Genomic DNA, 23,864 nt, shown 5'->3' with positions numbered 1-23,864 from the left:
TCTTGTTTAAATTCTAATGTGAATTTAGGATTGGGGCGCTTTGTTTGATTATTCATGTTCACCTCCAATGACATTATAAATCTGCCTCTAGATGTGTCCGGTTTAATTAAATCATTACAATTAGCAGCGATTGCGACCTTTAATAAGCCCGATATTGATAAAACAATGCCAGTGCCAGCCCCCAAAATTGATATTTTGGTACAAGGAAAACGTGCAGTTATTGAACTGACAAGAAGACGCTTTTTATGTTCAATGTTTGCCTTCCTCACTGCGGAAAGTCTAATTCTTATAGTGTTAGCCATATTTGCACAATCTGCCTATATCCCGAATAAGGGCAATGATTCATCAAGCATGTTAAATATGGGTATCTGGATTATTTACCTTAGTTTTCTTTTTGCTTTTTTGGCAAATGATTGTAGCCACTTTCTGGGGGCTATTTTATTTAGGCGATAAGCTTCATCAGCCCGATCCATAATTACTAAAATTTTAACCTGAAATTATTTATGCTCCTTTGCTATACTTCAAAATCAAAATCTTTTCGTTTTCTTTGTCACGACTTTTTCACTAACTTGGCACAGTTTTCATTAATGGTGTCATTTTACATTACATGTCAAACATCCAAATTCGTGGCATCTAGGGCGTGCTTGACGATGAAATCCCGACGGGGTTCAACTACGTCGCCCATCAATGTGGTGAATATTTCATCGGCGGCAATCGCATCTTCTATCCGCACTTGTAACAAGCGGCGGTTGTTAGCATCCAAGGTGGTTGCCCAAAGTTGTTCAGGGTTCATCTCGCCTAAGCCTTTATATCTTTGAATATATTGACCTTTTTTTGTTTCTTTCATCATCCATTCAAAGGCTTGTTTAAAACTACCGACTGGGTGCTGTCTTTCGCCCATTTTTAAGTAGGCGGTTTCGGTAAATAAGTTTGCGGTATCTTCGGCAAATTTGGATAGTTTTTGGTAATCCTTACTGTGGAAGAAAGACGCTGTGACAACAAAAACTTTGGTGATGCCATGCTGTTTTTTATTAACGACGATTGTGAAGTCATCACTGGTTTTGTAATCCAGCTTAACCTCAAATTCAACTTTGTTGTCGTTGTCCGTCAACCTTTTTTGTAAGCTGCTGACCCATGTAGTCAATCTTTGTTGGTCTTGTTGATGTGCTTCGCTTACAGTTTCTAAATAGGTCAGTTGTTCTATAAATACGGCATCATAGCGCCTTGATAAGCGATTTATAATACTTACCACTTGGGTATATGCCAACGCGAGTTTTTCCAACCCTTGCCCTTGTATGGGCGGTGTGGTTTCATCAGTGAACAACTGGGTTTTCTCCAATGCCAATTGGATAAGGTATTCGTTTAGCTGGGCATCGTCTTTGACGTAATGCTCTTGTTTGCCTTTTTTGACTTTGTACAACGGCGGCTGTGCGATGTAGATATAGCCTTTTTCAACAATTTCGGGCAATTGGCGATAAAAGAACGTAAGCAACAAAGTCCTGATGTGTGATCCATCAACGTCAGCATCGGTCATGATAATAATACGGTGATAACGCAGTTTCTCAATATTGTATTCGTCTTTGCCAATACCACAGCCTAGTGCGGTAATTAATGTGCCGACTTCTTCTGAGGAAATCATTTTATCGAAGCGGGCTTTTTCTACATTCAGGATTTTACCTTTCAATGGCAAAATAGCCTGAGTCCGGCGATCCCGCCCCTGCTTTGCTGAACCTCCTGCTGAATCCCCTTCGACCAGGAACAGTTCTGATAAAGCTGGGTCTTTTTCTTGGCAGTCCGCAAGTTTTCCTGGCAAACCAGCAATGTCGAGCGTGGTTTTACGACGCGTCATTTCCCGTGCTTTACGGGCGGCTTCCCGTGCGCGTGCAGCGTCGATGATTTTACCTACTATGAGCTTGGCAATCTGTGGCTTCTCAAGTAAAAAATCCTGGAGCTTTTCGTTCATCGTGGATTCAACCAAAGGTTTGACTTCGGAGGAAACCAGCTTATCTTTGGTTTGCGATGAAAACTTAGGATCAGGTACTTTTACAGATAGCACCGCAGTTAGGCCTTCACGAGCATCATCTCCCGTTGTGCTTACTTTTTCTTTTTTCGCCAAGCCGCTGGATTCGATGTATTGATTGACAGTCCGCGTCAATGCGCCCCTAAAGCCAGCTAAATGACTGCCACCATCACGTTGTGGAATATTATTGGTGTAACAGAAAACATTTTCCTGATAGGAATCATTCCACTGCATGGCGACTTCAACGGTCACACCTTCTTTCTCTGCGATAAAGTAGAACACATCAGGAAATAACGGGGTTTTGTTTTTGTTGAGATGACTGACAAAAGCGCTGATACCACCCTCAAATTCAAACACGTCGCGTCTATCCGTATTTTCATCTTCGAGGATGATACGTACACCGGAATTCAGGAAGGAGAGTTCTCGTAAACGTTTGGCGAGAATGTCGTAATGAAATTCGATGTTGTTAAATGTTTCCGCACTGGGGGTGAAGTTTATTAATGTGCCTGAGCCTTGTGCTGAACCTACTGCGGCTAAGGGCGCGACAGGATTGCCCATACGGTAGGTTTGCTTGTAAAGCTGGCCGTCTTTGCGAATTTCTAACAGTAGCTCTTCAGATAAGGCATTCACTACTGAAATACCAACACCATGTAAACCGCCTGATACCTTGTAGGCGTTATCATCAAACTTTCCGCCCGCATGCAATACCGTCATAATGACTTCAGCAGCGGATTTCCCCCCTTCTTCATGCATAACATCCACAGGAATGCCACGACCATCGTCAGCAACAGTAACTGAGCCGTTCGCATGCAGGATAACTTTGACTTCTTTACAATAACCCGCCAAAGCTTCGTCAATAGAGTTATCGACGACCTCGAACACCATGTGATGCAAGCCTGAACCATCATCGGTATCACCAATGTACATTCCTGGGCGTTTTCGTACGGCATCCAAACCTTTTAGGACTTGAATATTAGTACTATCGTATTGATCGTTGTCACTCATGTTATTCGTTTCCTCATATTACAAAGATGTTCCATGTGGAACATTGTTCGTTCGTATGCTTCCGTGTTCCACGTGAAACATTTTATAGTTTTCTAGATCACTTAAATCACCAAAATCTTCCGCTTCCGTAGCTGTGATAAATACCTGGCACTGAATTTCACACAAATACTGAAGGACTTTTGCTCGGTTGTCTTTATCCAGTTCCGCCGCAAAATCATCTATTAGGATGCAGCCAAAGCTATCACGCTCCCTAAACATCAATTCAACTTGAGCAAGCTTCAGGCAAATAACCAGTAGCTTTAACTGCCCTCTTGAGACCACATCTTTTGCTAATGTATTATTGACTAACAAATGAAAATCACCTCGGTGTGGGCCACTATGGGTAAACCCATAACGTAGATCTCTTTCCAAATCCTCGTCGAGTAGTTGTTCGAGCTGCTTAGAAGTATCCCAACCGGATATTAACCTCATATCAATATCACTTAAGGTGTCGAATCTAGCGATGGTCTTACTAAGTATCGGCTTTAGGATTTCCAGGTACTGCTGCCTATATTCATTGACTATTGTACCGTAATTACCCAACTCCTTATTCCAAACATAAAGTTGTTTGATTTCTCTCGTTTTAAGTAAGGCGTTTCGTTGTGCCAAGGCTTTTTTATACTTTCGCCACGCGGGTAAAAAGTTTTCTTCATGGTTGAAAATTCCCCAATCCAAAAACTCACGTCGTATTTGTGAGCCTGCATCTAACAATTCAAAACTTTTCGGATGAATGATTTGCAGCGGTAATGCGTAGGCTAAATCTGAACGCTTTTGGCTAGGTTGCTGGTTTATACGAATTTCAATATTTTTGCCATCCATTTGAATGCCCAACTGAAGACCACCACTTTTGCCTTGCAAAACATGAGCGGATACAGTCAGGTTGTCTTGTTCAAAACGGATAACCGATTTTATAGATGAAGAACGAAATGACTTTGCACGACCTAACAGAAAAATCGCTTCGATCAGTGCGCTTTTGCCACTGGCATTGTTACCATAAATAAAATTGAGGTCAGGCGACGGGGTAATCGACTGTTCGTGGATATTTCTTACATTATAAATATCCAGTCTTTGTAGACTCATACAAAGCGTTTAGAGCCGCATAGGCATGACGATAAATTTATATTCACATTGATTGGGTTCGTCAATAAAACAACTGCTGGCATTGCTTGCTATAGTGAGAACAGCTGTATCGGAATCCAGGTTTGAAACAGCATCGAGTAAATATTGTGCATTAAAGGCAATGGATAATTCCTCACCTTGATAATCTATGCTGATTTCTTCCTCGGCTTCGTCGTGTTCTGGGTTATGGGTGCTGATTTTCATGCTTTTGGACGAAATGTCAAATGTAACGCCTTTAAATTTTTCATTAGCCAACACGGCAACACGGGTTAAAGTATCTTTTAACACCAGTTTTGGTATGGCTATAGGCTCGTAAAAAGCTTGTTGAAAAACTTTGCCAAAATCAGGGTATTTAGCATCGACCAGTTTGGCTGTAAAAATCAAATGACCAATCGTAATTTTTATATTGTTGTTGGAAAACATCACAGTTAGTTCTGTTTCTAAATTATCTAACAAGCGGTAAAGCTCTAAAACACCTTTTCTAGGCAGAATAATCCTCGCCTCGTAACCGGTTTCATGTTCCAGCTTATCTTCAAAAATTGACAAACGATGTCCATCTGAAGCCACTAATTTCATTTTATTATTGGAAATATTCAGCATAAGACCATTCAAGTAATAACGAACATCCTGATTAGCCATACAAAAAATGGTTTTTTCCAAGGCTTTTTTAAATTTTCCCGCATTGATAGTGAATTGTTTATCCATTTCGGATTCGGCAAATTCGGGATAATGCTCGGAAGGCAAACAACTTAACGAAAACTTGCTTCGATTCGATAGGACTTTAACCTTATCATTTTGCTGCTCTAGTTGGATGTCTGCCCCGTTCGGAAGTAACCGACAAAGATCCAATAATTTTCTGGCAGGGACGGTAATGGAACCAGGACTGGCATCTGTGATACTGACTTTAGCAACAATTTGGATTTCTAAATCCGTTCCCGTCAAAATCAAAAAATCATCAGACACAACCATAAGCACATTTGCCAAGATGGGCATGGTTTGTCTTTTTTCAATAACCCCTACGATTTGTTGTAAAGGAGTTAGTAAATTTTCTCTATTAATAATAAATTTCATAATGTTTTATTTTTTAAATTACTACTATTATTAGCAAAGCTCAAAACTGTTAGTAAGCAGTTTTAATTATTATAATTCAATACCTTAAACTGTTTAGCAAGCTGTTAGTAACTCCCCTGACTTGCTGTGTGTGATTCGGGGATAACTCATACTGGTTAAAACACCTTCGCTTTATCCACAACTTTTACCCGCTTAGTGTGACAGGGTTCTCAACAGGTTAAAATAGTCCTCAGCAATCTTGTTATCGACTTCCTTGAGATCATTTACTCGGTTACAGGCATTTATCACTGTGGTATGGTCTCGACCACCAAAAGAATCACCAATGTCTGGAAAACTAAGTGAAGTCAGCTCCCTGGCTAAGGACATGGCAATTTGCCTAGGACGGGTAACAGACTGCCTGCGGCTTTTTGAAGACAAATCGGCAATACGGATTTTGTAATATTCAGCAACGGTTTTTTGAATATTGTTGATGTCAACTAACTTATCGCGCATCGAGATTAAATCGTGCAAGGCTTCTTTGGTGAAGTCAATCGTGATTTCACGACCAGTGAATTGAGAATTCGCAATGACGCGCCTTAACGCACCTTCTAAGTCACGGACATTGGATGGAATCCGCTTGGCGATAAATAAAGCCACATCCTGATGTAGATCAACATTCACCATAGCCGCTTTTTTCATCAAGATGGCCGCCCTGGTTTCCATATCAGGTGGCTCGATAGTTACGGGTAAACCGCTGCTAAACCGTGATTTTAACCGCTCGGCAAGATTAGCGATTTCCTTGGGATATTTGTCGGAGGTCAGCACGACTTGATGCTTTTTTTCAAGCAAGGTATTGAAAGTATGGAAAAATTCTTCTTGTGAACGTTCTTTGCTGGCAAAAAACTGGATATCGTCAATCAACAAGACATCCAAATTACGGTAATAATCTTTAAAGGCGTTAATCGTATTTTGCTGTAGTGCCTTAACCATATCTTGCACAAACTTTTCAGAATGCACATAGAGAATATTAAGGGATGGTTTTCTGAGCAAAACCGCATTGCCGATGGCGTGCATTAAGTGGGTTTTACCCAAACCAGAACTGCCGTAGATAAGCAGGGGGTTATAAGCTCTGCCGATATTCTCGGAGACTTGAAACGAAGCGGCTTTTGCTAATTGATTGGATTTACCTTCAACAAAATTATCGAAAGTAAATGCCTTATTGAGATTACTTGGCCCAGCTTTTTTTGCATCGGTTCGTTTAACTGTTTTTTTGGTAGCAGGTAAAGTGGAAGCTTTCGAGCCGATTTCCAAAATCAGGCTTAATGAACCATTGGAAAACTCGCTGACAAGGTCTTCTATTTTTGGAAAAAACCGTTCCTTAACCCAATCCATTACAAAACGATTAGGGGCGAGCAATTTTAACTGCCCTTCATTTTCTACGGCCTGAAGTGGCCTAATCCAGGTATTAAATTCCGAGCTGGAAATTTCATTTTCCAGCTTACTCAAGCAGTTATTCCAAATGGAACTCATTGAAGTCGTTAACTTATTGATTTTATATGTTTGACAGATTCAGCTCGTCGGTTACTATACAGGATAAACGTGCAAGCTCACAGAATTGACATAATCGGGCTTATATCTTATCATCCGTAGGCTTTTTTATCTGTTTTTATTGACCCTTATTTGATCAGGCTTTTGTAATATGAAAAGAACATACCAACCCAGCAAAATTAAACGTGCTAGAACCCATGGTTTTAGAGAAAGAATGGCATCAGTCGGTGGCCGTAGAGTAATAAACGCAAGGCGGGCGAAGGGAAGATCTAGGCTGACTGCTGTGTGACGGAGCTAAACTACGGTTTCCCTCCAGAATTAAGATTAAAAAAAGCCGCTGAATTTAAAAATGTTTTTACCAATCCCGTCAAATCAACAGATCGGTATTTTACGCTTTTAGCCACACAGAGCGATTCTGATCATCCCAGAGTCGGGTTGGCAATTGCCAAAAAAATTATTAGAAAGGCAGTGCACAGAAATGTGATTAAAAGAACTGTCAGGGAAAGCTTTAGGATCCAACAGCATACGATGACTGGCATTGATATTGTTGTCCTGGCACGAAAAGAAGCGCTGGGTGCACCGCCGGATGTATTAAGACAGTCATTGGAAAAACATTGGCTTAAATTGGTATCCAAATGTGCTTCAAGCTGATAGCCATTATAAGGTTTTATAAGACCTTTATTAGTCCTGTGCTTGGCAATAACTGCCGCTTTTATCCCAGTTGCTCAACGTATTCTATGGAAGCGTTTGAATTGCATGGTGTGCTTAAAGGTTTATACCTGACAGCCAGAAGATTATTGAAATGCCATCCTTTTCACGAAGGTGGCATTGATCCCGTTCCAGAAAAATTTGGTAATAAATAAGAATGGATAATATACGATTTTTACTCGTCATTGCATTTGCAATGATCGTACTACTGCTCTGGCAAGCTTGGCAGGTTGATTACGGTCCTAAACCTGCTACCGCACAAATTGAAAATCCTGCCATTGCAGATGTGAAAGAAGATTTGCCTTCAACAACCAATACCGCTACACAGGCACAACCCGAGGGGCAACCAGTCGTTACTGCACCGTTGGCGGCTGTTTCCGCCACTGATGTTGTTACTGTAAAAACCGATGTTATTGCCCTTGAAATTGATATGCAAGGCGGCACGATACAGAATCTGGACTTACTTAATTACCCAGTAGAAAAAGATAATACGATTGTAAACGCGATGAGAAAACTCGTCGGTTTAGAAGCGGCTGAAAAAAATCATCAGCCAGTAAGGCTATTTAACAGCAGCCCAGAAAAAATGTTTATCGCGCAAAGCGGCTTGATTGCAGCTAGCGGGAATGCAGCGGCTCCTGATCATCACAGCACTTATACTCACCAAGCGAATAGCTATGCCCTTGCTAAAGGACAAGACAGCCTTACCGTTCCACTAACATGGACGGATAACAATGGGCTCGCAATGACCAAAACCTTCATTTTCAAGCGTGGCAGTTACGAAATCACACTCAACCAAAACATCAAAAATAACACCGGAAAAGATTGGTCTGGAAGACAATACAGCCAATTACTAAGAGTTCCCTTCAAAGAAAATACCGGCAACATGCTGACCGCAGGTATGCGGGCTTATGACGGCGGCGTTGTTTATACCGAAAAGGACAAGTACAAAAAGATTAACTTTGACGATATGGTTGATGATAATTTGGATGTCGCCAGCCCAGGTGGTTGGGCAGCCATGATTCAGCATTATTTTGCCTCGGCGTGGATTCCACCCGCAGAATCAGAAAACCACTTTTACACTAAACATCTAAAGGATGAACGCTACGTCATCGGCTCGTATTCACCGCCAGTGACAGTCGCCAACAACACAGAAACCCAGTTTGTCTCACGCTTATTTTCGGGTCCGAAAATTCAACCTATCATGGAAAAAGTAGCGCCAGGGCTTGAGCTTACCGTTGATTACAGTGTGTTGACCTTCATCGGCAAACCTATCTACTGGTTGCTCAATAAAATTCATAGCTTTACCGGTAACTGGGGTTTTGCGATTATTGGTGTGACTTTCTGTATTAAATTGTTGATGTTCCCGTTGACACAAGCCAGCTTCATCTCAATGGCAAGGATGCGTAAGATACAACCGCGCCTAAAAGAATTACAAGAGCGCTTTGCCGACGACAGGCCGCGGTTCAATAAAGAAATGATGGATATGTACAAAAAGGAAAAGGTCAACCCACTGGGTGGTTGTTTACCTATCCTATTCCAAATTCCCGTCTTTATGTCTTTGTATTGGGTATTGAGCGAAACCGTTGAATTCCGGCAAGCCCCGTTCCTGTTGTGGATTCAGGATATGTCGGTTATGGATCCATTTTTGGTTCTCCCTGTAATTATGGGTATTACCATGAAAATTCAGCAAGGGCTTAATCCGCCACCGATTGATCCGGTTCAGGCGAAGATATTGAAAATGTTCCCGCTCGTATTTACCGTATTTTTCCTGTTTTTCCCCGCAGGTTTGGTTTTGTACTGGGTAGTTAACAACACCTTATCCATTATCCAGCAGACCTACATCACCAAAAAAATCAATGCACAAGCCTAGCGCGACTATTGGACATTGAACAAATAGGCACCATTGCAGCCATAGCGACACCTTCCGGTAACGGTGGTGTCGGTATCATCCGAATTTCAGGTGGATTAGTTACTGAAATCGCAACCAAACTAACAAAAAAAGCCTTAACGCCAAGAACCGCACAGTTCTCAACTTTTCTGGATCAAGATAATGCCGTTATTGATTCCGGCATAGCCCTCTATTTTCCATCCCCAGCCTCTTATACTGGTGAAGATGTCCTCGAACTCCAAGGGCATGGTGGCTCGGTCGTCCTCAACATGCTGCTACGGCGCGTGTTGGCATTGGGCGCACGATTAGCCAAGCCGGGGGAATTCACCGAACGTGCTTACCTCAACAACAAACTCGATCTCGCCCAAGCCGAAGCCGTTGCCGATTTAATAACCAGCAGCACCGAGCAATCCGTTCGTTCCGCGCAACGCTCCATGCAAGGCGTGTTTTCCGACCAGATCAATCTGCTGATTACCGAACTGACCGAGCTTAGAATCTACATCGAAGCCGCCATTGATTTTGTCGATGAAGAAATCGATTTCCTGACTGATGGGGTCGTCGAAAACCGATTAATAAGTCTTGTGCAAAGGCTGGAAGAAATCCAAAAAACCGCCAAACAAGGCCGCTTGTTGCGTGACGGCATGACCGTCGTACTCGCTGGTAAACCTAATGCCGGAAAATCCAGCTTGTTAAACGCACTCGCCGGACACGATGCCGCCATTGTCACCGACATTGCCGGCACCACGCGTGACGTGCTACGCGAACGCATACAACTGGACGGAATGCCGCTGCACATTATTGATACCGCAGGCTTACATGACAGCACCAACGCCGTCGAGCAAGAAGGCATCCGCCGAGCGTTTGAGGAAATCCGCAAAGCTGACAAAGTCTTGCTGCTTATCGACATTAGAGATACCCAACCCCAAACCTTGCTGGATGCTATCCCCGAAGGTCTGGACATAACAACCGTCTTCAACAAAATAGATTTGGTCAATAAACAGCCGGAAAAACAAACCACAGAATCCGGCACACAAATCTACCTATCCATTAAAACTGGCGCAGGCACGGACCTACTAATCCAACACCTAAAACAAAGCGTCGGTTATAACGACTCAGCAGAAAACATCTTCATCGCCAGAACCCGCCACCTTGAAGCCCTAAAAAAAGGCTACGAACTCGTCCAAAACGCGTTAAACCAACTACAAACCACCCAAGCCAGTGAACTTATCGCGGAAGACTTAAGGCAAGCCCAACAAGCGCTTGCTGAAATCACTGGAGAATTTACTTCTGATGATCTCTTAGGAAAGATATTTTCCAGCTTTTGTATAGGGAAATGAGTTTTCTAGTTCCATGATCCTCGTGGTTGAGCATTCCATTTTGTAAGTAGGCCATAGTTGGTTATACTAACTTTTTTAAATTGTTTGTTTAAAAAAGGCGGATTCAATTCCGAAGTGCAACAATTGTTCCAGCGGTTTTTCGACTTTTCTGCGTTTTTTGCCATAATAAACGTCAATTCTGCCAATTTAGTAGTTTATTGAATTACTTCGCAAGGTAATGTTTCTATAAAATAATCAATATCAGTACCAGTATGATTTTATTTAAATCCACTCATCCTAACCCCACCCTAAGGAAGGCGACTTAGGTGTAGGCATTGGTATAACTGGATATGGTGATCTCAGTTTATTATTGATAGGAATTTATATTTATGCCTGGAATTCAGATACCAGACCCACAAGACGATAATTTTTCATTTTTTGCTAATCTCAAGGACGATATTCCGGCCGGTATAGCGGTATTTTTGGTGTCAGTGCCGTTGTCATTAGGGATTGCCCTAGCATCTGGTGCACCTTTATTTTCAGGGCTGATAACCGGTATTGTTGGCGGCTTGGTGGTTGCGCCGCTTAGTGGCTCCGCGTTGGGTATTAGCGGGACGGCGGCGGGTCTTGCCCTTATCGTTCTGCCCACCATAGAAAAACTAGGGTTTGGTGGATTTTTATTGGCCGTCATTGTTGCGGGCTTGTTGCAAATAGTGATGGGCTTGGCGAAGGCTGGGGTAATTGCTTATTATTTCCCGTCTTCGGTTATCAATGGGATGTTGAGCGGGATAGGCATTATTATCTTCCTTAAGCAAATACCCCATGCGGTAGGTTATGACCGCGATTACGAAGGGGATTTTTCTTTTAGCCAGATAGACAACTATTCTTCGTTGACCGAATTGTTTCACATGCTGGATCAATCCCAACCTGGCGCTATTTTGATTGCCTTAGCCTCGCTATTGGTATTGTTGTTGTGGGAGCTGCCGTTCATGCAGAAACGACGTTTTTCTCATTTGCTGCCAGCGCCGTTAGTGGTGGTTGCCTTGGGTGTTTTGTTTAACGAAACTTTACGTAACGTAGTTCCCGGTTTTGCTTTGCAAGAAACGCATTTGGTGATGATTCCCCTCGTGCAGGATATGTCAGGGCTTATGCAGCAATTGCATTTTCCTGATTTTAGTCAGGTCACAAATCCCGAAATTTATTGGGCTGGGTTGACCTTGGCGGTGGTTGCTAGTTTGGAAACTTTATTATCTTTAGACGCTGTTGATAAGCTCGATCCTTATAAGAGAATTACACCTTCGAATCGGGAGTTGATTGCCCAAGGAATCGGCAATATCAGCTCAGGTTTATTGGGTGGTTTGCCGTTAACACAGGTTATCGTCCGCAGTTCCATTAACGTCCAGTCCGGCGCGAAAACTAAAGCAGCAAGTATTGTTAATGGTTTGCTCTTGGTATCGGCGGTATTTTTAATCCCAACTATTATCAATAAAATCCCGCTGGCAAGTTTAGCAGCGATCTTATTGGTGGTCGGTTATAAGTTAGCTAAACCAGAGACATTCAAGACGCTATACCAATCAGGCTGGTATCATTTTATCCCTTTTTGTGCGACGGTCCTGGGTTTGGTTTTCACTAATATCCTGTTTGGTATTCTTATTGGCCTTACGATTGCCCTGTTTTCTATCTTGCTGGAAAACTATAAAAGTGCTTATTACTTTAAGGAAACCCAGATCGGCAATAAACACGTCATTCGTTTGTCAGAGCATGTTTCTTTTTTGAACCGTGCTAATCTCCAGCAAACTTTGGAAGCCCTACCAGCGCATAGCGAGGTGGTTATTGATGCCACCCGGTCAAAATATATTGATTATGACGTCTATGAAATTATCCAGACCTTTAAAAGCGAGGCTCACCATAAACATATCAAACTGATCCTTGAAAATGTCCGTGGTTTTGGTTCGCTGCCCTCCGTTGAGAATGCCCGTACCCAAACTTACGAATCGCAACAATCTTTAACCCCCAATAAGGTGCTGGACTTGCTCAAGGAAGGCAACGAACGGTTTGTATACAATCTAAAATCCAATCGCAACTTGCTGGAACAGGTCAACGACACCAGCGATGGCCAGTTTCCTATTGCGATTATCTTAAGCTGCATGGACTCGCGCACTTCCGTTGAGTTGATATTCGACCTGGGTTTAGGCGATGTCTTTAGCGCCAGAATAGCGGGCAACATTGTCAATGACGACTTCCTGGGTAGTATGGAATTTGCTTGCAAGTTAGCAGGTTCAAAGCTCATCGTCGTGCTGGGCCATACCCATTGCGGGGCAATCAAGGGTGCTTGTGCCGATGCCAAACTCGATCATTTGACAGGGTTGTTGGCCAAAATAAAACCGGCGATTACGTGTGTTCACGCAGAAATGCCTGCGAATAACGGGATTGATAAGAACGAACTGATCCAAAAAGTGGCTGACAAAAATGTCCAGTTGACCGTTGAGCAGATCAGGCAACAGAGCGGCTTGCTAGCCGCTATGGAGCAAGCGGGAGATATTGCGATCATCGGGGGTATGTACGATATTGAAACTGGTAAGGTTAATTTCTTTCATGCTGCATAACGTTATGAATGTCTTGCAGATAACGGAAACGCTGGCTTTCCAGGCAGATTCTAGCGAGCATTTGCCAATACGGTTGGCATGGAGTTTTAATGGACGTTGGTAAAAAATGATTTGCTCTATTACAACTTTTACGCCATCGGTTTTGCGATTTTGCTTACAGATCATGATAATCTAATAAGGCGCATATTCGCCGTAATTCAAAGTGCGTTACGGCATTATCAAGGGCTTTAGCCATTAATGGGTAAGGATTGTATAGGTCGTTTAGGATGATTTCTGGTGATGAATTGAGTCAGTTCTTGTGGCAATAACCCTAGCGTTATGAGGTAATACCAATCCCAATAAGTTGTTATTTGAATCCCCTCATCCTAACCTTCTCCCACTGGAGAAGGGATAATATGTGAACTTATCGGGATTGGTATAATTAAGCGTCCGCAATTTGCGCCTGGCTCTGGAGCGGTATTGTAAGCCACGACGTGTTAACCTTGCATTCCGTCGTTTTACATTTTTGGGTGTGGGCGTTTTTTCTTCAACCGGTTTAGTAAAAAATCGGTTGTCTAAGTTTATAATTTTATTGAGTTTTCCTTGTTTTCCTTGTTTTTCTTCAAGTAAAGCTCAGCCAATTGAATTTGTGCTTAAATCTAAACCAAGAATTCCCTTGTCCATTCTCGAACCTCGTCTATAATTTCTAGCATAGTGTAACCAACTATATCCTATTGCTTTGCTTTTCATGCCAATGGAGTATTTTCCGTAGGCTTCGCCTTCAAGTGACCCAAGCCCTCGCAAAGTTAAAACTTAAGGGGTTTTTTAATGCAAACCTTTCCTTCAGTAACTGACTGTAAATTAAGCATTGGTTGTCGATCTTAGTCGTTGAAAAACGACATTTTGTCCGGCGGTTCTTCGATTTTCCTGCGTTTTTTGCCACAAAAAACTTCACGCTGGTATTCGTAGAGCGGATGTTGCACAAAATCTGCCCAGAACTTTCACGGCTTGTTGCCCAATGGTATCTCGTAGAGACTTTGCATTACTCGGAGTGTTATGAGTAGTACAGGATCTAAGCGGCGTTGGGCGGCGACACCATTGATTTGATTGATTCTGTCAATAACTATCTGTCTCCATTAGGCCAAGAAATACAGCTAATATTTACGCAACCTTGCATCCCCAAAGCGTTGGCTTATCAACCACATTGGGTATTCTGAAGTGGGTTATTGTATTTGCACCTAGTTGATGAGTTTTTAGTTATTGCATCACCGTTCTAGTCATGATATAAATTCACCGTGCTTTTAAGGCGCACAATAAAATAAAAAATTCGAACCCATTGGAGGATGATCTTATGAAAAAAGTTATATCACTTGTAGCTGTTGCTTTAATGATTGTTGGCTTAACCGGTTGTATGGATCCTCAAGACGGTACTAAACAAAGACCTTCAGAGTCCAGTTCTATCGCACTTTAAGTATCTTTAAGTCTGCGGAAAAACCCAGCCTTAGTGCTGGGTTTTTTTATGCCAAAATATTACGTAAGTCAGAACCGTAACACGAGGCATTACGTCAAAAATTAGCAGCAGAAGTCTTTAAGGTTGAAAATTTCGGATTTAGAAATAGTCGGAAAACAATCTTAACTACCGTGAATTTCCGCGTACAACGCCCTGTACTCGTTGGTCAATTTGTGATTAGGAACATAGTGAACTAAGGGTTGTGATGCAGAGTGAGATTCCCTGACCTTGACGGAAGGTGAGATCATTGCGCCAAGTACCGGCAAGCCTTCCGCAATGAGTGCTTCAACCAGTTGCTGTGGCAGATTAGCCTGTTTTTGATACTGGTTGACAATAATGCCTTCAATCTCTAAACCTTGATTGTGATCTGCTTTAACTTCCGTAATTGTTTGCATCAGGGTATATAAGGCTTCCCTTGAAAAGCTATCGCAATCAAACGGAATTAAACATTTCTCGGCAGCAATTAACGCGGAATGGCTGTAAAAATTTAAGACTGGCGGAGTATCCAAGTAAATCGTGTCGAATCCCGTCAACTTCTCCAGCGCTTCTCTTAGCTTTAAAGTCTTCATGCGTGATTCCAAGCGAGCTTGAAGGGGTTCAAGGTCAGGATGTGAAGGGATAACGTATAAGTTTGGAAACGGCGTTTCGTGAATGATGTTTTCAAGCCCCGTTGTATTACCGCCCCCGAACAGCGAAAGACTTAAGCAATCTTTAAAAAAATGGGCGATGGTCTTATCGCTGTCAGTGACTTTTTTGCCCAGCAAATACTGAGTAGAATTGCCTTGAATATCCAGGTCGATGACTAAAGTCTTTTTCCCTTCAACGGCGTTAATGGCCGCAAGATTACACGTAATCGTTGATTTACCTACTCCGCCCTTCTGGTTAAAAATGACCCTACGCATGTTATTTCCCCGTTAAATCAAATAGATGAAAATCCCATTATAGGACTAATGCTGTTAATATCAAATTCGGATAAAAATTTTGCCCTGACACGCTGGGCACTCTGGGATCTGGCTAGGTGCCTTAAACGCAATTTCCTTGCCGCAGTTGTCGCAAATAAACGTTCCAGGTATGGTTACATCACCACTTTGGTAAGTGTGTGTTTTCGCTTGCTCGCCCAGCTTTGCCAGTTCAATGCGGGTTTTATCCGCCAGACTGAGAAAGGCATCCAAGGTAAAGTTCTCAATCAAATCAATATCAAACTTAAACCATTCGGACAAGGAATTGGCATCTTTATGGGCAGGTAAGCCTTGCGCGGCGCTTTCAATATCCCGCGTTAGAAAATTCGATACCTTGTTGACTTCATCCTTAGTCAGGTTGCCAGCTTGGTGAATATTGTCTTTTGCAATATCTAAGGCATCCGCCATTGAATGCAATGTATTGTCCATAGCCAGATAGAGATGTTCCATCAAGTCCGTGTAAGCAGTAACTAATTTATTTTTAGCCATGAGTTGTCTCCTGAAAATGTCACTTTAGATTTAAGCGTCGGTACGGTATTCTAACGCTTTTGACCGACGAAAGACGATAAGGATGCAGGAAAACTATCAACCGCTAGAGATTGAGCAAAGCGTACAAAAGCTATGGGAAGAATCGGGGGCATTTAAAGCCCTTGAAGCGTCTGACCGTGAAAAATACTATTGCCTGTCCATGTTCCCCTACCCCAGCGGCAAGCTGCACATGGGCCATGTCAGGAATTACACCATCGGCGATGTCATCAGCCGCTATCAACGCATGTTGGGCAAGAATGTCCTGCAACCGATGGGCTGGGATGCTTTCGGGCTACCGGCTGAAAATGCCGCTATGCAGCATGGCGTGCATCCAGCCGATTGGACTTACAGCAATATTGACTACATGCGTGACCAGCTTAAGCGCTTGGGATTTGGTTACGACTGGGACAGGGAATTAGCAACCTGCGATCCTGATTATTATAAGTGGGAGCAATGGTTTTTCCTGAAATTACTGGAAAAAGGCTTGGCCTACAAAAAAACTGCGCCAGTCAACTGGTGTCCAAAAGACATGACTGTACTTGCCAATGAGCAAGTGATTGATGGTTGTTGCTGGCGTTGCGACACCAAGGTCGAACGCAAGGAAATCGCGCAATGGTTTTTGAAGATCACCGCTTATGCCGATGAGTTGTTGCAATCGCTCGATACGCTCGACGGTTGGCCGGAGCAGGTCAAGACCATGCAAGCCAACTGGATCGGGAAAAGCTACGGGGTACGGTTTGCGTTTCCCTATCAATTGGACGGCAAAGACGAGTTGCTGTGGGTATACACTACTCGTGCCGATACGATTATGGGCGTTACTTTTTGTGCCGTCGCAGCAGCGCATCCATTGGCAACCCATGCCGCCAAGACCAATCCTAAGCTTGCAGAATTCTTAAAGGAATGCGAACAAAGCGGCACGGCGGAAGCCGACATGGCGACGATGGAAAAGAAAGGGATGGATACAAAGCTTTTTGTTAAACATCCACTTACTGAAGAACAAATTCCGGTATGGGTCGGCAACTACGTGTTAATGAGCTATGGTGAAGGTGCAGTCATGGCCGTGCCAGCACATGACGAAAGGGACTTTTATTTTGCAAAAAATTATAGCTTGCCAATAAAACAAGTAATTGAACACGAGAAAAATTTAACAAATAGATCCGCATTAGAAAGTGGGATTTCATCATCAAATGATCGTTATGGAATTAAAGACCCCGTTCCAGAAGACAAAAAATGGTTATTTGAGCAGCCATTAAACGAACTTGAATTCACTGATGCAGAATGGAAAGATTGGTACGGCGATAAAACAGTTGGCGTGTTGGTTAACAGTGGTAAGTTTGATGGCTTAACCCATAAGGCCGCAGTGGATGCCATTGCCACCGACCTGAACACCAAAAACCTCGGCGATAAGCAGGTGCAATTCCGTCTACGTGATTGGGGCGTCTCCCGTCAGCGTTATTGGGGCGCACCGATTCCGGTCATTTATTGTGACGGTTGCGGTACAGTCCCCGTGCCAGAAAAGGATTTGCCGGTAACATTGCCTAAAAATGTGGTATTGGACGGCTTGCAATCACCTTTAATCGCTCATCCGACTTTCTCCAAAACTACCTGTCCGACCTGCGGCAAAGCGGCACGGCGCGAAACGGACACCTTCGATACTTTCATGGAATCGTCCTGGTATTTTGCACGGTTTGCCAGCCAACCTGACAACATCATGCTCGATGCAAAAGCCAGTCACTGGCTACCCGTCGATCATTACATAGGCGGCATTGAACACGCCATCCTGCATTTGTTGTACGCCCGGTTTTACACCAAATTATTGCGGGATGAAGGTCTAGTCACTTGCGACGAGCCGTTCAAGAAATTGCTGACCCAAGGCATGGTGTTGAAAGACGGCAGCAAAATGTCCAAGTCCAAAGGCAATACCGTCGATCCACAAACCTTAATCGACCAATATGGCGCAGATACCGTGCGCTTGTTCATCATGTTCGCCGCGCCGCCAGAACAATCCCTGGAATGGTCGGATAGCGGTGTAGAGGGCGCATCAAGGTTTTTAAAACGACTGTGGAAACAAGTTTATTTCCATGTTATATCTGGTGTCACACGACAGCCAATAGATAAGGCATCAATAACGCCTGAACAGCAGGCAGTACGTAGGCACACACACCAAACCATCCAGAAAGTCAGTCACGATATGGGCGTACGTACCATCTTTAACACGGCTATTGCGGCAAATATGGAGTTGCTCAATACCTTGACTAAGTTTGAAGATGACTCCGCCAACGGCAAGGCCATCCGACAAGAAACGCTGGAAGCCATAACACTTATGCTATCGCCTATCGTACCGCATATCTGTCACCAATTGTGGTTACATTTAGGCCATCATGACGCGGCAGTCGGTTTGCCATGGCCGCAAGTGGACGAAACCGCGTTGGTGCAGGATTCAATAGAATTCGTCCTACAGGTTAACGGTAAATTACGCAGCAAAATGACCGTTTCAGCATCAGCGACTAATGAAGAAATAGAAAAAACAGCCTTAAGCGATGAGCATGTGATTAAATTCATTGACGGTAAGCCCGTTAAAAAGATCATTATCGTACCCAAGAAATTGGTCAATATCGTTGTATAGGAGTTAGCTTGTGCGGATAAATCGATCAGTCATTTTAGTTATTGCCTTGCTAACAACGGCTTGTGGTTATCATTTGCGCGGCGCGTACGATTTACCCAAAGAAATGAAAACCATTTTTTTGCAAGGTGGTTCGCCCGCACTTAGAGACCAATTAAATAGCGTGTTGAAATCATCTTCAGGACAACTTGTCGACTCGCCCGAGAAGGCCGATATTGTGCTGAGAATATTTAATGATGGCATTGAGCGCCGAGTGCTATCTTTGAGCGAGAGAGGGCGGTCGAATGAGATTGAACTGGCAGGGCATCTGGAGTTTGAACTGCTTAATGCTAAAAATGGTGTAGTAGTGCCGCGAGAGCCAGTTGAGTTCAGGCGGGAATATTTTAATGATCAACAGGACGTCATTGCCAAAGATAATGAAGAAACTGTCATCAGAAATGAGATGTATCAACAGGTTGTCAGGACGATTATTAACCGTGGCCGTGCGGTAGTACAGACGAAAGGTAAATAGTGCAGATTAAACCGCAACAGTTATCGTTGTCATTGCAGAAAGCCCTAGCTCCGGTCTATTTTATAACTGGTGACGAACCGCAACAATTGGGCGAACTGGCGGATGCCATCAGGAAATCGGCAAAAGAGCGAGATTTTACTGTCAGAGAAATATTTTTCGTCGATAAGCTGTTCGACTGGAAGCAACTAAATGTAGCTGCGGACACCTTTTCTATCTTCGCCGACAAAAAAATTATCGACCTGAGATTACCGGCTGGAACGCCGGGCGCAGAAGGTGCAAAAGCATTGGCAGCTTATTGTCAACACCTTCCCGAAGATACCTTATTACTTATTACCGCTGGGAAAATCACTAAGGACGTACAAAAAACTTCCTGGTTTCAAGCATTAGATAAGGTGGCTTGTGTTATTCAAGTTTGGCCGTTGGCTGGACAAGACCTTCTGCGCTGGATACAAGACAGATTGCAACAACGCGGAATAACGACTGAGCCTGGTGCAGTGAAAATACTTGCTGACCGAGTTGAAGGTAATTTATTGGCGGCTGCTCAGGAAATAGAAAAATTGTATGTACTGTATGGATCAGGCAAGCTAAGTACCTTGCAAATTATTGACGTAGTGGCGGACAGTTCCCGCTACGACGTATTTAAGCTGGTTGAGTCAGCCCTTTCTGCACAGCCTGATAAGGTACTTAAAATAGTGTTATCCCTGAACGCGGAAGGAATTGCATCCGCCATCGTGCTATGGGCGCTCATGCGGGAAGTCAGAATTCTGATTAGCTATAAAGCCGCGCAGAATCAGGGTGAAAAAGAGCTTATCCTGAAAAAAAATGGTATTTGGGGTGAACGTAAGCAACTTATTGATTCTGCTGTAAAACGGCTGATGCATGCCGAATTAAATAAGGTATTAGTGTTGGGTGCAAAAGCAGATCGTCAGATTAAAGGCCAGCAGCAAGGTGATGCTTGGGAAGCTTTGCTGGAGGCTAGTTTGGGCTTGGCTTCCATTTCTCTGCTGGCAAAGACGGGTTAGCTTATAATCATACGAATTTTATTTGCCTGTGGATTTCAGTACGAATCACACCAAAGATCATGATTTTATAACAATAATAATATGAGGAGAGAGCAATGAACCTTGACAGTAAATTTTCAGCACTACAACTTGCCATAATCAACGACCAAGGCATTCTTTATGCGTGTGCTTGCCCTGTTCATGTCAGTCTGCAAATTAACAATTTGCGTAAATTATTCGATTATCAAAAAGAATGTATGAGCGTGGATATTTCGCCCGAAGACAGTGTGCAAATGCAAGTACACCGACGAATAGCTGAAGTGACTAAACAAGCCCATCAGCTCATGGAGCAATGTTTGGAGGAAGTTTTAGATTTGGAAGGCTGGAATAAAACCAAACTGGAAATGCCTGCTGGACTTCGTAAGCGCATAGAAGAAAATTGATGTTTTGGGGTGGGGAGGTGGAATAGTCGTAGCGCATTAGGCGGGTCTTGACTCGCCCTATTTTGTTACCGCGCCAACTTTTTAATGGTCTCCACCCAATCATCCCCACTATTCAAGCTTTCTACCAACTGTATTTTTTCGCCCCCGTGTTTATGGAAAATTTCTTGGTATTCAATGCCAATTTCATACAGGGTTTCTAAGCAATCTGCGGTAAACGCGGGCGAAAAAACCAGTATTTTTTTAGCACCTTTAACCCCCAGTTCTTCGATCACTTTGTCGGTGAATGGCATTAACCATTTATTATTCAAACGACTTTGAAAACTCAATGTGAATTTATCTTGCGGTATCGCCAGTTTTTCTACAATAGCTTTCGTTGTTTGATAACAAGCAGCTTTGTAACAGTAATAATTGCTTTCGGTTAAAGTCTCTTCGCAATCATGATGTTTACATAAAACGCCATCTGTATAAACCTTATCTACCTGCCTCTCTGGTAAGCCGTGGTAGCTAAAAATAATATGATCGTATTGTGCCAAATCGTATTTTTTAGCGCGATTAACGATGCAATTGATAAAATCGTCGTTATCAAAATATTGAGAAATGATTTTAATTTCGGGAATAACCCACCATTGGCTCACAATCTCCATAAAACGCTGTAAAGCACTGCCAGTGCTACTCGACGCGTATTGCGGGAATAATGGGAAGACAATAATCTTATGATAGCCCTGCTGGTGCATTCGTTCCAAAACAACGTCCATACTGGGGTTTTTGTAACGCATGGCCATCTCCACCGTGATTTCGTCACCTACGGCTATTTGCAATTTTTTTTGCAACGCCAAGGTATTCATCAGCAACGGTGATCCTGATTCTTTATCCCAAATAGCTTTGTAGAGCTTTGAGGAATTACCGGATCGAAATGGCACAATAATGCAGTTGACCAATATTTTTCTGGCCAACCAAGGAATGTCGATAACTCTTGGATCATTGAGAAATTCGCTTAGATACCGCCCCACATGCCAACGGCTTGGGCTATCTGGGGTACCTAAATTTAAAAGTAGTATGGCGGTTTTTGATTTCATTGATGGTCCGTTCAACACTAAATTACAAAGCGGTTTTCTTGGAATTATACTAGAACAAGCGGGTTGGGGCGGGTAATGTGTATTATTTAATGGGAATCTCTAAAAATCCCCTCTCCCTCTGGGAGAGGGCTAGGGTGAGGGTTGTAAATACTTGATTTTAAACCCCTCATCCCAACCTTCTCCCGAAGGGAGAAGGAGCTTATTGAATTTTTAGAGATTCCCTAATGTCTTGGATAGCTGGAATAACGGCGTTGAGTACAACCCAATTGAGTCGGAAGAGCGAATATCGGAAAGCATGCAAACAAATTTGTCGTCCGTGACCAATTGGATTTGACCGACATCTTGATTATGTTCGCTATAATCGTACCAAATCCATAGCATTTGTTTACAATCTGTTAATTTATATGGAATTCAAACTCACCCATCAGGACGGCCATGCCCGCCGAGGCCAACTAACCTTAGCCCACGGCACAATAGAAACCCCCGTTTTTATGCCTGTCGGCACTTACGGTGCGGTAAAGTCGCTCACGCCAGACGATCTTTTAAGCCTGAACGCTCAGATTATTCTAGGAAATACTTTTCACCTCATGCTCCGCCCAGGTACGGAGGTAATCAAAGCGCATAAGAATTTGCACGGCTTTATGAACTGGCAAAAACCCATCCTCACCGATTCCGGCGGTTTCCAAGTGTTCAGCCTGGGTGCGTTAAGAAAAATCACTGAACAAGGCGTGACGTTCAAATCGCCCATCAATGGCAGCAAGATTTTTATGGGGCCGGAAGAATCTATGCAAGTTCAACGGGATTTAGGGTCTGATATTGTGATGATATTTGATGAATGCACGCCGTATCCGGCAACCGTAGACGAGGCAGCAACATCAATGCGTTTGTCCTTACGTTGGGCGCAACGTAGCAAAATCGCACATGGTGATAACTCGAATGCCTTATTCGGTATTGTGCAAGGTGGAATGTACGAGCATCTTCGTGCAGAATCTATCGCAGGGTTAGTTGATATAGGTTTTGATGGTTACGCCATTGGCGGCTTGTCAGTGGGTGAGCCGAAAGAAGAAATGATGCAAACCCTTGATGCCATTCATCAAAAAATGCCCGTCAATAAGCCCCGTTATTTGATGGGCGTGGGTACGCCAGAGGATTTGGTCGAAGCGGTCAGGCGCGGCATTGATATGTTCGATTGCGTGATGCCCACGCGCAATGCCCGTAATGGTCATCTGTTTACCACGTTTGGGGTCGTCAAGATAAGGAATAGCCAGTACGAATTCGATACCAACCCCATCGACGAAAGTTGTGCCTGCTACACTTGCCGAAATTATTCCAGGGCCTATCTACGGCATCTCGACAAATGTAAGGAAATGCTGGGATCCAGGCTAAATACACTGCATAACCTCCATTACTATCTTAATCTCATGGAAGAACTGCGTGATGCCATCGCAAAAAAAGAGCTGGATATTTTTGTCAAGCGGTTTTACCAACAACGAGGAAAAGTTGTTCCAGTTGTGGCATAATGGGAAATTATCTAACTATACGAATAAAAACTGAGGATAACAATGAGCTTCTTTATCTCTGACGCATTAGCAGCAGCGCCTGCCATACAATCACCTGGCATGGAAGGCTTGTTGTTTCCTGCTGGTATTTTGGTGTTTTTTTATTTTCTGTTCCTGCGCCCACAAGCTCAGCGTTCAAAAGAAAAAAAGCAAATGCTCGCTGCAATGGGCAAAGGCGTTGAAGTAGTCACAACGGGCGGTATTTTAGGAAAAGTTATTGATTTGGATGATAATTTCGTTAAGCTGGAAGTCGGCGATAATATCTTTATCCAGGTGCAACGCCAAAGCATAGAAACCATGATGCCGAAAGGGACTTATAAAGCTGTCACTAAAAAGGCCAGTACCTAATCGGTAGCATTACACCGCTGGGATTACT

At 43.2% G+C, this 23,864-nt stretch carries 20 protein-coding genes; 13 read left to right on the top strand and 7 right to left on the bottom strand.

What is annotated here, in order from left to right; translation table 11 throughout:
• Positions 1 to 54 precede the first annotated feature (54 nt).
• On the top strand, positions 55 to 453 hold the full coding sequence (locus ABL924_RS03220) for a hypothetical protein (protein ID WP_349025628.1): 399 nt from the start codon (positions 55 to 57) through the stop codon (positions 451 to 453).
• 157 nt (positions 454 to 610) lie between these two features.
• Here ABL924_RS03220 and gyrB read toward each other — a convergent pair whose 3' ends face one another.
• The 4 genes from gyrB to dnaA all read right to left on the bottom strand — a co-directional run bounded on the left by gyrB (position 611) and on the right by dnaA (position 6,763).
• Positions 611 to 3,025, bottom strand: a complete 2,415-nt coding sequence (gyrB, locus tag ABL924_RS03215) for a DNA topoisomerase (ATP-hydrolyzing) subunit B (RefSeq protein ID WP_349025627.1) — start codon at positions 3,023 to 3,025, stop codon at positions 611 to 613.
• A gap of 18 nt (positions 3,026 to 3,043) precedes the next feature.
• Positions 3,044 to 4,144, bottom strand: coding sequence for a DNA replication/repair protein RecF (gene recF, locus ABL924_RS03210; protein WP_349025626.1), 1,101 nt, complete (start codon positions 4,142 to 4,144; stop codon positions 3,044 to 3,046).
• Positions 4,145 to 4,153: 9 nt separating this feature from the next.
• Positions 4,154 to 5,254 (bottom strand): DNA polymerase III subunit beta, encoded by a 1,101-nt coding sequence (gene dnaN, locus ABL924_RS03205; protein ID WP_349025625.1) that lies wholly within the window; start codon positions 5,252 to 5,254, stop codon positions 4,154 to 4,156.
• Positions 5,255 to 5,446: 192 nt separating this feature from the next.
• Positions 5,447 to 6,763: a chromosomal replication initiator protein DnaA gene (gene dnaA / locus ABL924_RS03200; RefSeq protein WP_349025624.1), complete on the bottom strand. Its 1,317-nt coding sequence runs from the start codon at positions 6,761 to 6,763 to the stop codon at positions 5,447 to 5,449.
• Positions 6,764 to 6,932: 169 nt separating this feature from the next.
• On the opposite strand from dnaA, the gene rpmH reads away from it, so the two are divergent.
• The 6 genes from rpmH (at position 6,933) to ABL924_RS03170 (ending at position 13,299) form a co-directional block, all read left to right on the top strand.
• A complete protein-coding gene (gene rpmH / locus ABL924_RS03195) occupies positions 6,933 to 7,070 on the top strand; it encodes a 50S ribosomal protein L34 (protein ID WP_349025623.1) in 138 nt (45 codons plus the stop codon).
• Positions 7,067 to 7,432 (top strand): ribonuclease P protein component, encoded by a 366-nt coding sequence (gene rnpA / locus ABL924_RS03190; protein WP_349025622.1) that lies wholly within the window; start codon positions 7,067 to 7,069, stop codon positions 7,430 to 7,432. Before rpmH ends, rnpA begins: the two co-directional genes overlap by 4 nt.
• A complete protein-coding gene (gene yidD, locus ABL924_RS03185; protein ID WP_349025621.1) occupies positions 7,417 to 7,644 on the top strand; it encodes a membrane protein insertion efficiency factor YidD in 228 nt (75 codons plus the stop codon). Before rnpA ends, yidD begins: the two co-directional genes overlap by 16 nt.
• 2 nt (positions 7,645 to 7,646) lie before the next feature.
• The gene (gene yidC, locus ABL924_RS03180; RefSeq protein WP_349025620.1) at positions 7,647 to 9,359 is read left to right on the top strand and encodes a membrane protein insertase YidC; all 1,713 of its coding nucleotides are present in this window, start codon (positions 7,647 to 7,649) and stop codon (positions 9,357 to 9,359) included.
• Positions 9,360 to 9,367: 8 nt separating this feature from the next.
• Positions 9,368 to 10,714 (top strand): tRNA uridine-5-carboxymethylaminomethyl(34) synthesis GTPase MnmE, encoded by a 1,347-nt coding sequence (gene mnmE / locus ABL924_RS03175; RefSeq protein ID WP_349025619.1) that lies wholly within the window; start codon positions 9,368 to 9,370, stop codon positions 10,712 to 10,714.
• 368 nt (positions 10,715 to 11,082) lie between these two features.
• Positions 11,083 to 13,299, top strand: a complete 2,217-nt coding sequence (locus ABL924_RS03170; RefSeq protein WP_349025618.1) for a carbonic anhydrase family protein — start codon at positions 11,083 to 11,085, stop codon at positions 13,297 to 13,299.
• Positions 13,300 to 14,910: 1,611 nt separating this feature from the next.
• Here ABL924_RS03170 and ABL924_RS03165 read toward each other — a convergent pair.
• Entirely contained in the window at positions 14,911 to 15,690 is a 780-nt protein-coding gene (locus ABL924_RS03165) for a ParA family protein (protein WP_349025617.1), read from the bottom strand.
• A 60-nt stretch (positions 15,691 to 15,750) separates the two neighbouring features.
• A complete protein-coding gene (locus tag ABL924_RS03160; RefSeq protein ID WP_349025616.1) occupies positions 15,751 to 16,236 on the bottom strand; it encodes a zinc ribbon-containing protein in 486 nt (161 codons plus the stop codon).
• An 82-nt stretch (positions 16,237 to 16,318) separates the two neighbouring features.
• Here ABL924_RS03160 and leuS point away from each other — a divergent pair, with 82 nt between their 5' ends.
• The 4 genes from leuS to ABL924_RS03140 all read left to right on the top strand — a co-directional run bounded on the left by leuS (position 16,319) and on the right by ABL924_RS03140 (position 20,853).
• Positions 16,319 to 18,901, top strand: a complete 2,583-nt coding sequence (leuS, locus tag ABL924_RS03155) for a leucine--tRNA ligase (RefSeq protein ID WP_349025615.1) — start codon at positions 16,319 to 16,321, stop codon at positions 18,899 to 18,901.
• Between the two features lie 10 nt (positions 18,902 to 18,911).
• Complete coding sequence (gene lptE, locus ABL924_RS03150; protein ID WP_349025614.1) at positions 18,912 to 19,409, top strand: LPS assembly lipoprotein LptE; 498 nt, start codon at positions 18,912 to 18,914, stop codon at positions 19,407 to 19,409.
• The gene (holA, locus tag ABL924_RS03145; RefSeq protein WP_349025613.1) at positions 19,409 to 20,431 is read left to right on the top strand and encodes a DNA polymerase III subunit delta; all 1,023 of its coding nucleotides are present in this window, start codon (positions 19,409 to 19,411) and stop codon (positions 20,429 to 20,431) included. Before lptE ends, holA begins: the two co-directional genes overlap by 1 nt.
• A gap of 95 nt (positions 20,432 to 20,526) precedes the next feature.
• Positions 20,527 to 20,853, top strand: a complete 327-nt coding sequence (locus tag ABL924_RS03140) for a hypothetical protein (protein ID WP_349025612.1) — start codon at positions 20,527 to 20,529, stop codon at positions 20,851 to 20,853.
• A 65-nt stretch (positions 20,854 to 20,918) separates the two neighbouring features.
• Here the strand turns inward: ABL924_RS03140 and hemH are convergent, their stop codons facing one another.
• The gene (gene hemH, locus ABL924_RS03135) at positions 20,919 to 21,929 is read right to left on the bottom strand and encodes a ferrochelatase (protein ID WP_349025611.1); all 1,011 of its coding nucleotides are present in this window, start codon (positions 21,927 to 21,929) and stop codon (positions 20,919 to 20,921) included.
• Between the two features lie 404 nt (positions 21,930 to 22,333).
• Between hemH and tgt the strand changes: the two genes are divergently transcribed.
• Positions 22,334 to 23,449: a tRNA guanosine(34) transglycosylase Tgt gene (tgt, locus tag ABL924_RS03130; protein ID WP_349025610.1), complete on the top strand. Its 1,116-nt coding sequence runs from the start codon at positions 22,334 to 22,336 to the stop codon at positions 23,447 to 23,449.
• Between the two features lie 42 nt (positions 23,450 to 23,491).
• On the top strand, positions 23,492 to 23,836 hold the full coding sequence (gene yajC / locus ABL924_RS03125) for a preprotein translocase subunit YajC (protein ID WP_349025609.1): 345 nt from the start codon (positions 23,492 to 23,494) through the stop codon (positions 23,834 to 23,836).
• Positions 23,837 to 23,864 lie beyond the last annotated feature (28 nt).

The organism is Methyloglobulus sp. (assembly GCF_040079455.1).
Taxonomy (GTDB): Bacteria; Pseudomonadota; Gammaproteobacteria; order Methylococcales; family Methylomonadaceae; genus Methyloglobulus.
Note: the sequence above shows the minus strand (reverse complement) of the source record. Positions and strands in the feature narration are given on the sequence as shown.

What these genes read in the sequence shown, in the direction of transcription:
- recF (WP_349025626.1), bottom strand. Translation starts at nt 4,144, where the DNA reads ATGAGTCTACAAAGACTGGATATTTATAATGTAAGAAATATCCACGAA.
- ABL924_RS03170 (WP_349025618.1), top strand. Translation starts at nt 11,083, where the DNA reads ATGCCTGGAATTCAGATACCAGACCCACAAGACGATAATTTTTCATTT.
- gyrB (WP_349025627.1), bottom strand. Translation starts at nt 3,025, where the DNA reads ATGAGTGACAACGATCAATACGATAGTACTAATATTCAAGTCCTAAAA.
- ABL924_RS03140 (WP_349025612.1), top strand. Translation starts at nt 20,527, where the DNA reads ATGAACCTTGACAGTAAATTTTCAGCACTACAACTTGCCATAATCAAC.
- yidC (WP_349025620.1), top strand. Translation starts at nt 7,647, where the DNA reads ATGGATAATATACGATTTTTACTCGTCATTGCATTTGCAATGATCGTA.
- hemH (WP_349025611.1), bottom strand. Translation starts at nt 21,929, where the DNA reads ATGAAATCAAAAACCGCCATACTACTTTTAAATTTAGGTACCCCAGAT.
- dnaN (WP_349025625.1), bottom strand. Translation starts at nt 5,254, where the DNA reads ATGAAATTTATTATTAATAGAGAAAATTTACTAACTCCTTTACAACAA.
- yidD (WP_349025621.1), top strand. Translation starts at nt 7,417, where the DNA reads ATGTGCTTCAAGCTGATAGCCATTATAAGGTTTTATAAGACCTTTATT.
- ABL924_RS03160 (WP_349025616.1), bottom strand. Translation starts at nt 16,236, where the DNA reads ATGGCTAAAAATAAATTAGTTACTGCTTACACGGACTTGATGGAACAT.
- ABL924_RS03165 (WP_349025617.1), bottom strand. Translation starts at nt 15,690, where the DNA reads ATGCGTAGGGTCATTTTTAACCAGAAGGGCGGAGTAGGTAAATCAACG.
- tgt (WP_349025610.1), top strand. Translation starts at nt 22,334, where the DNA reads ATGGAATTCAAACTCACCCATCAGGACGGCCATGCCCGCCGAGGCCAA.
- dnaA (WP_349025624.1), bottom strand. Translation starts at nt 6,763, where the DNA reads ATGAGTTCCATTTGGAATAACTGCTTGAGTAAGCTGGAAAATGAAATT.
- rpmH (WP_349025623.1), top strand. Translation starts at nt 6,933, where the DNA reads ATGAAAAGAACATACCAACCCAGCAAAATTAAACGTGCTAGAACCCAT.
- leuS (WP_349025615.1), top strand. Translation starts at nt 16,319, where the DNA reads ATGCAGGAAAACTATCAACCGCTAGAGATTGAGCAAAGCGTACAAAAG.
- yajC (WP_349025609.1), top strand. Translation starts at nt 23,492, where the DNA reads ATGAGCTTCTTTATCTCTGACGCATTAGCAGCAGCGCCTGCCATACAA.
- ABL924_RS03220 (WP_349025628.1), top strand. Translation starts at nt 55, where the DNA reads ATGTTCACCTCCAATGACATTATAAATCTGCCTCTAGATGTGTCCGGT.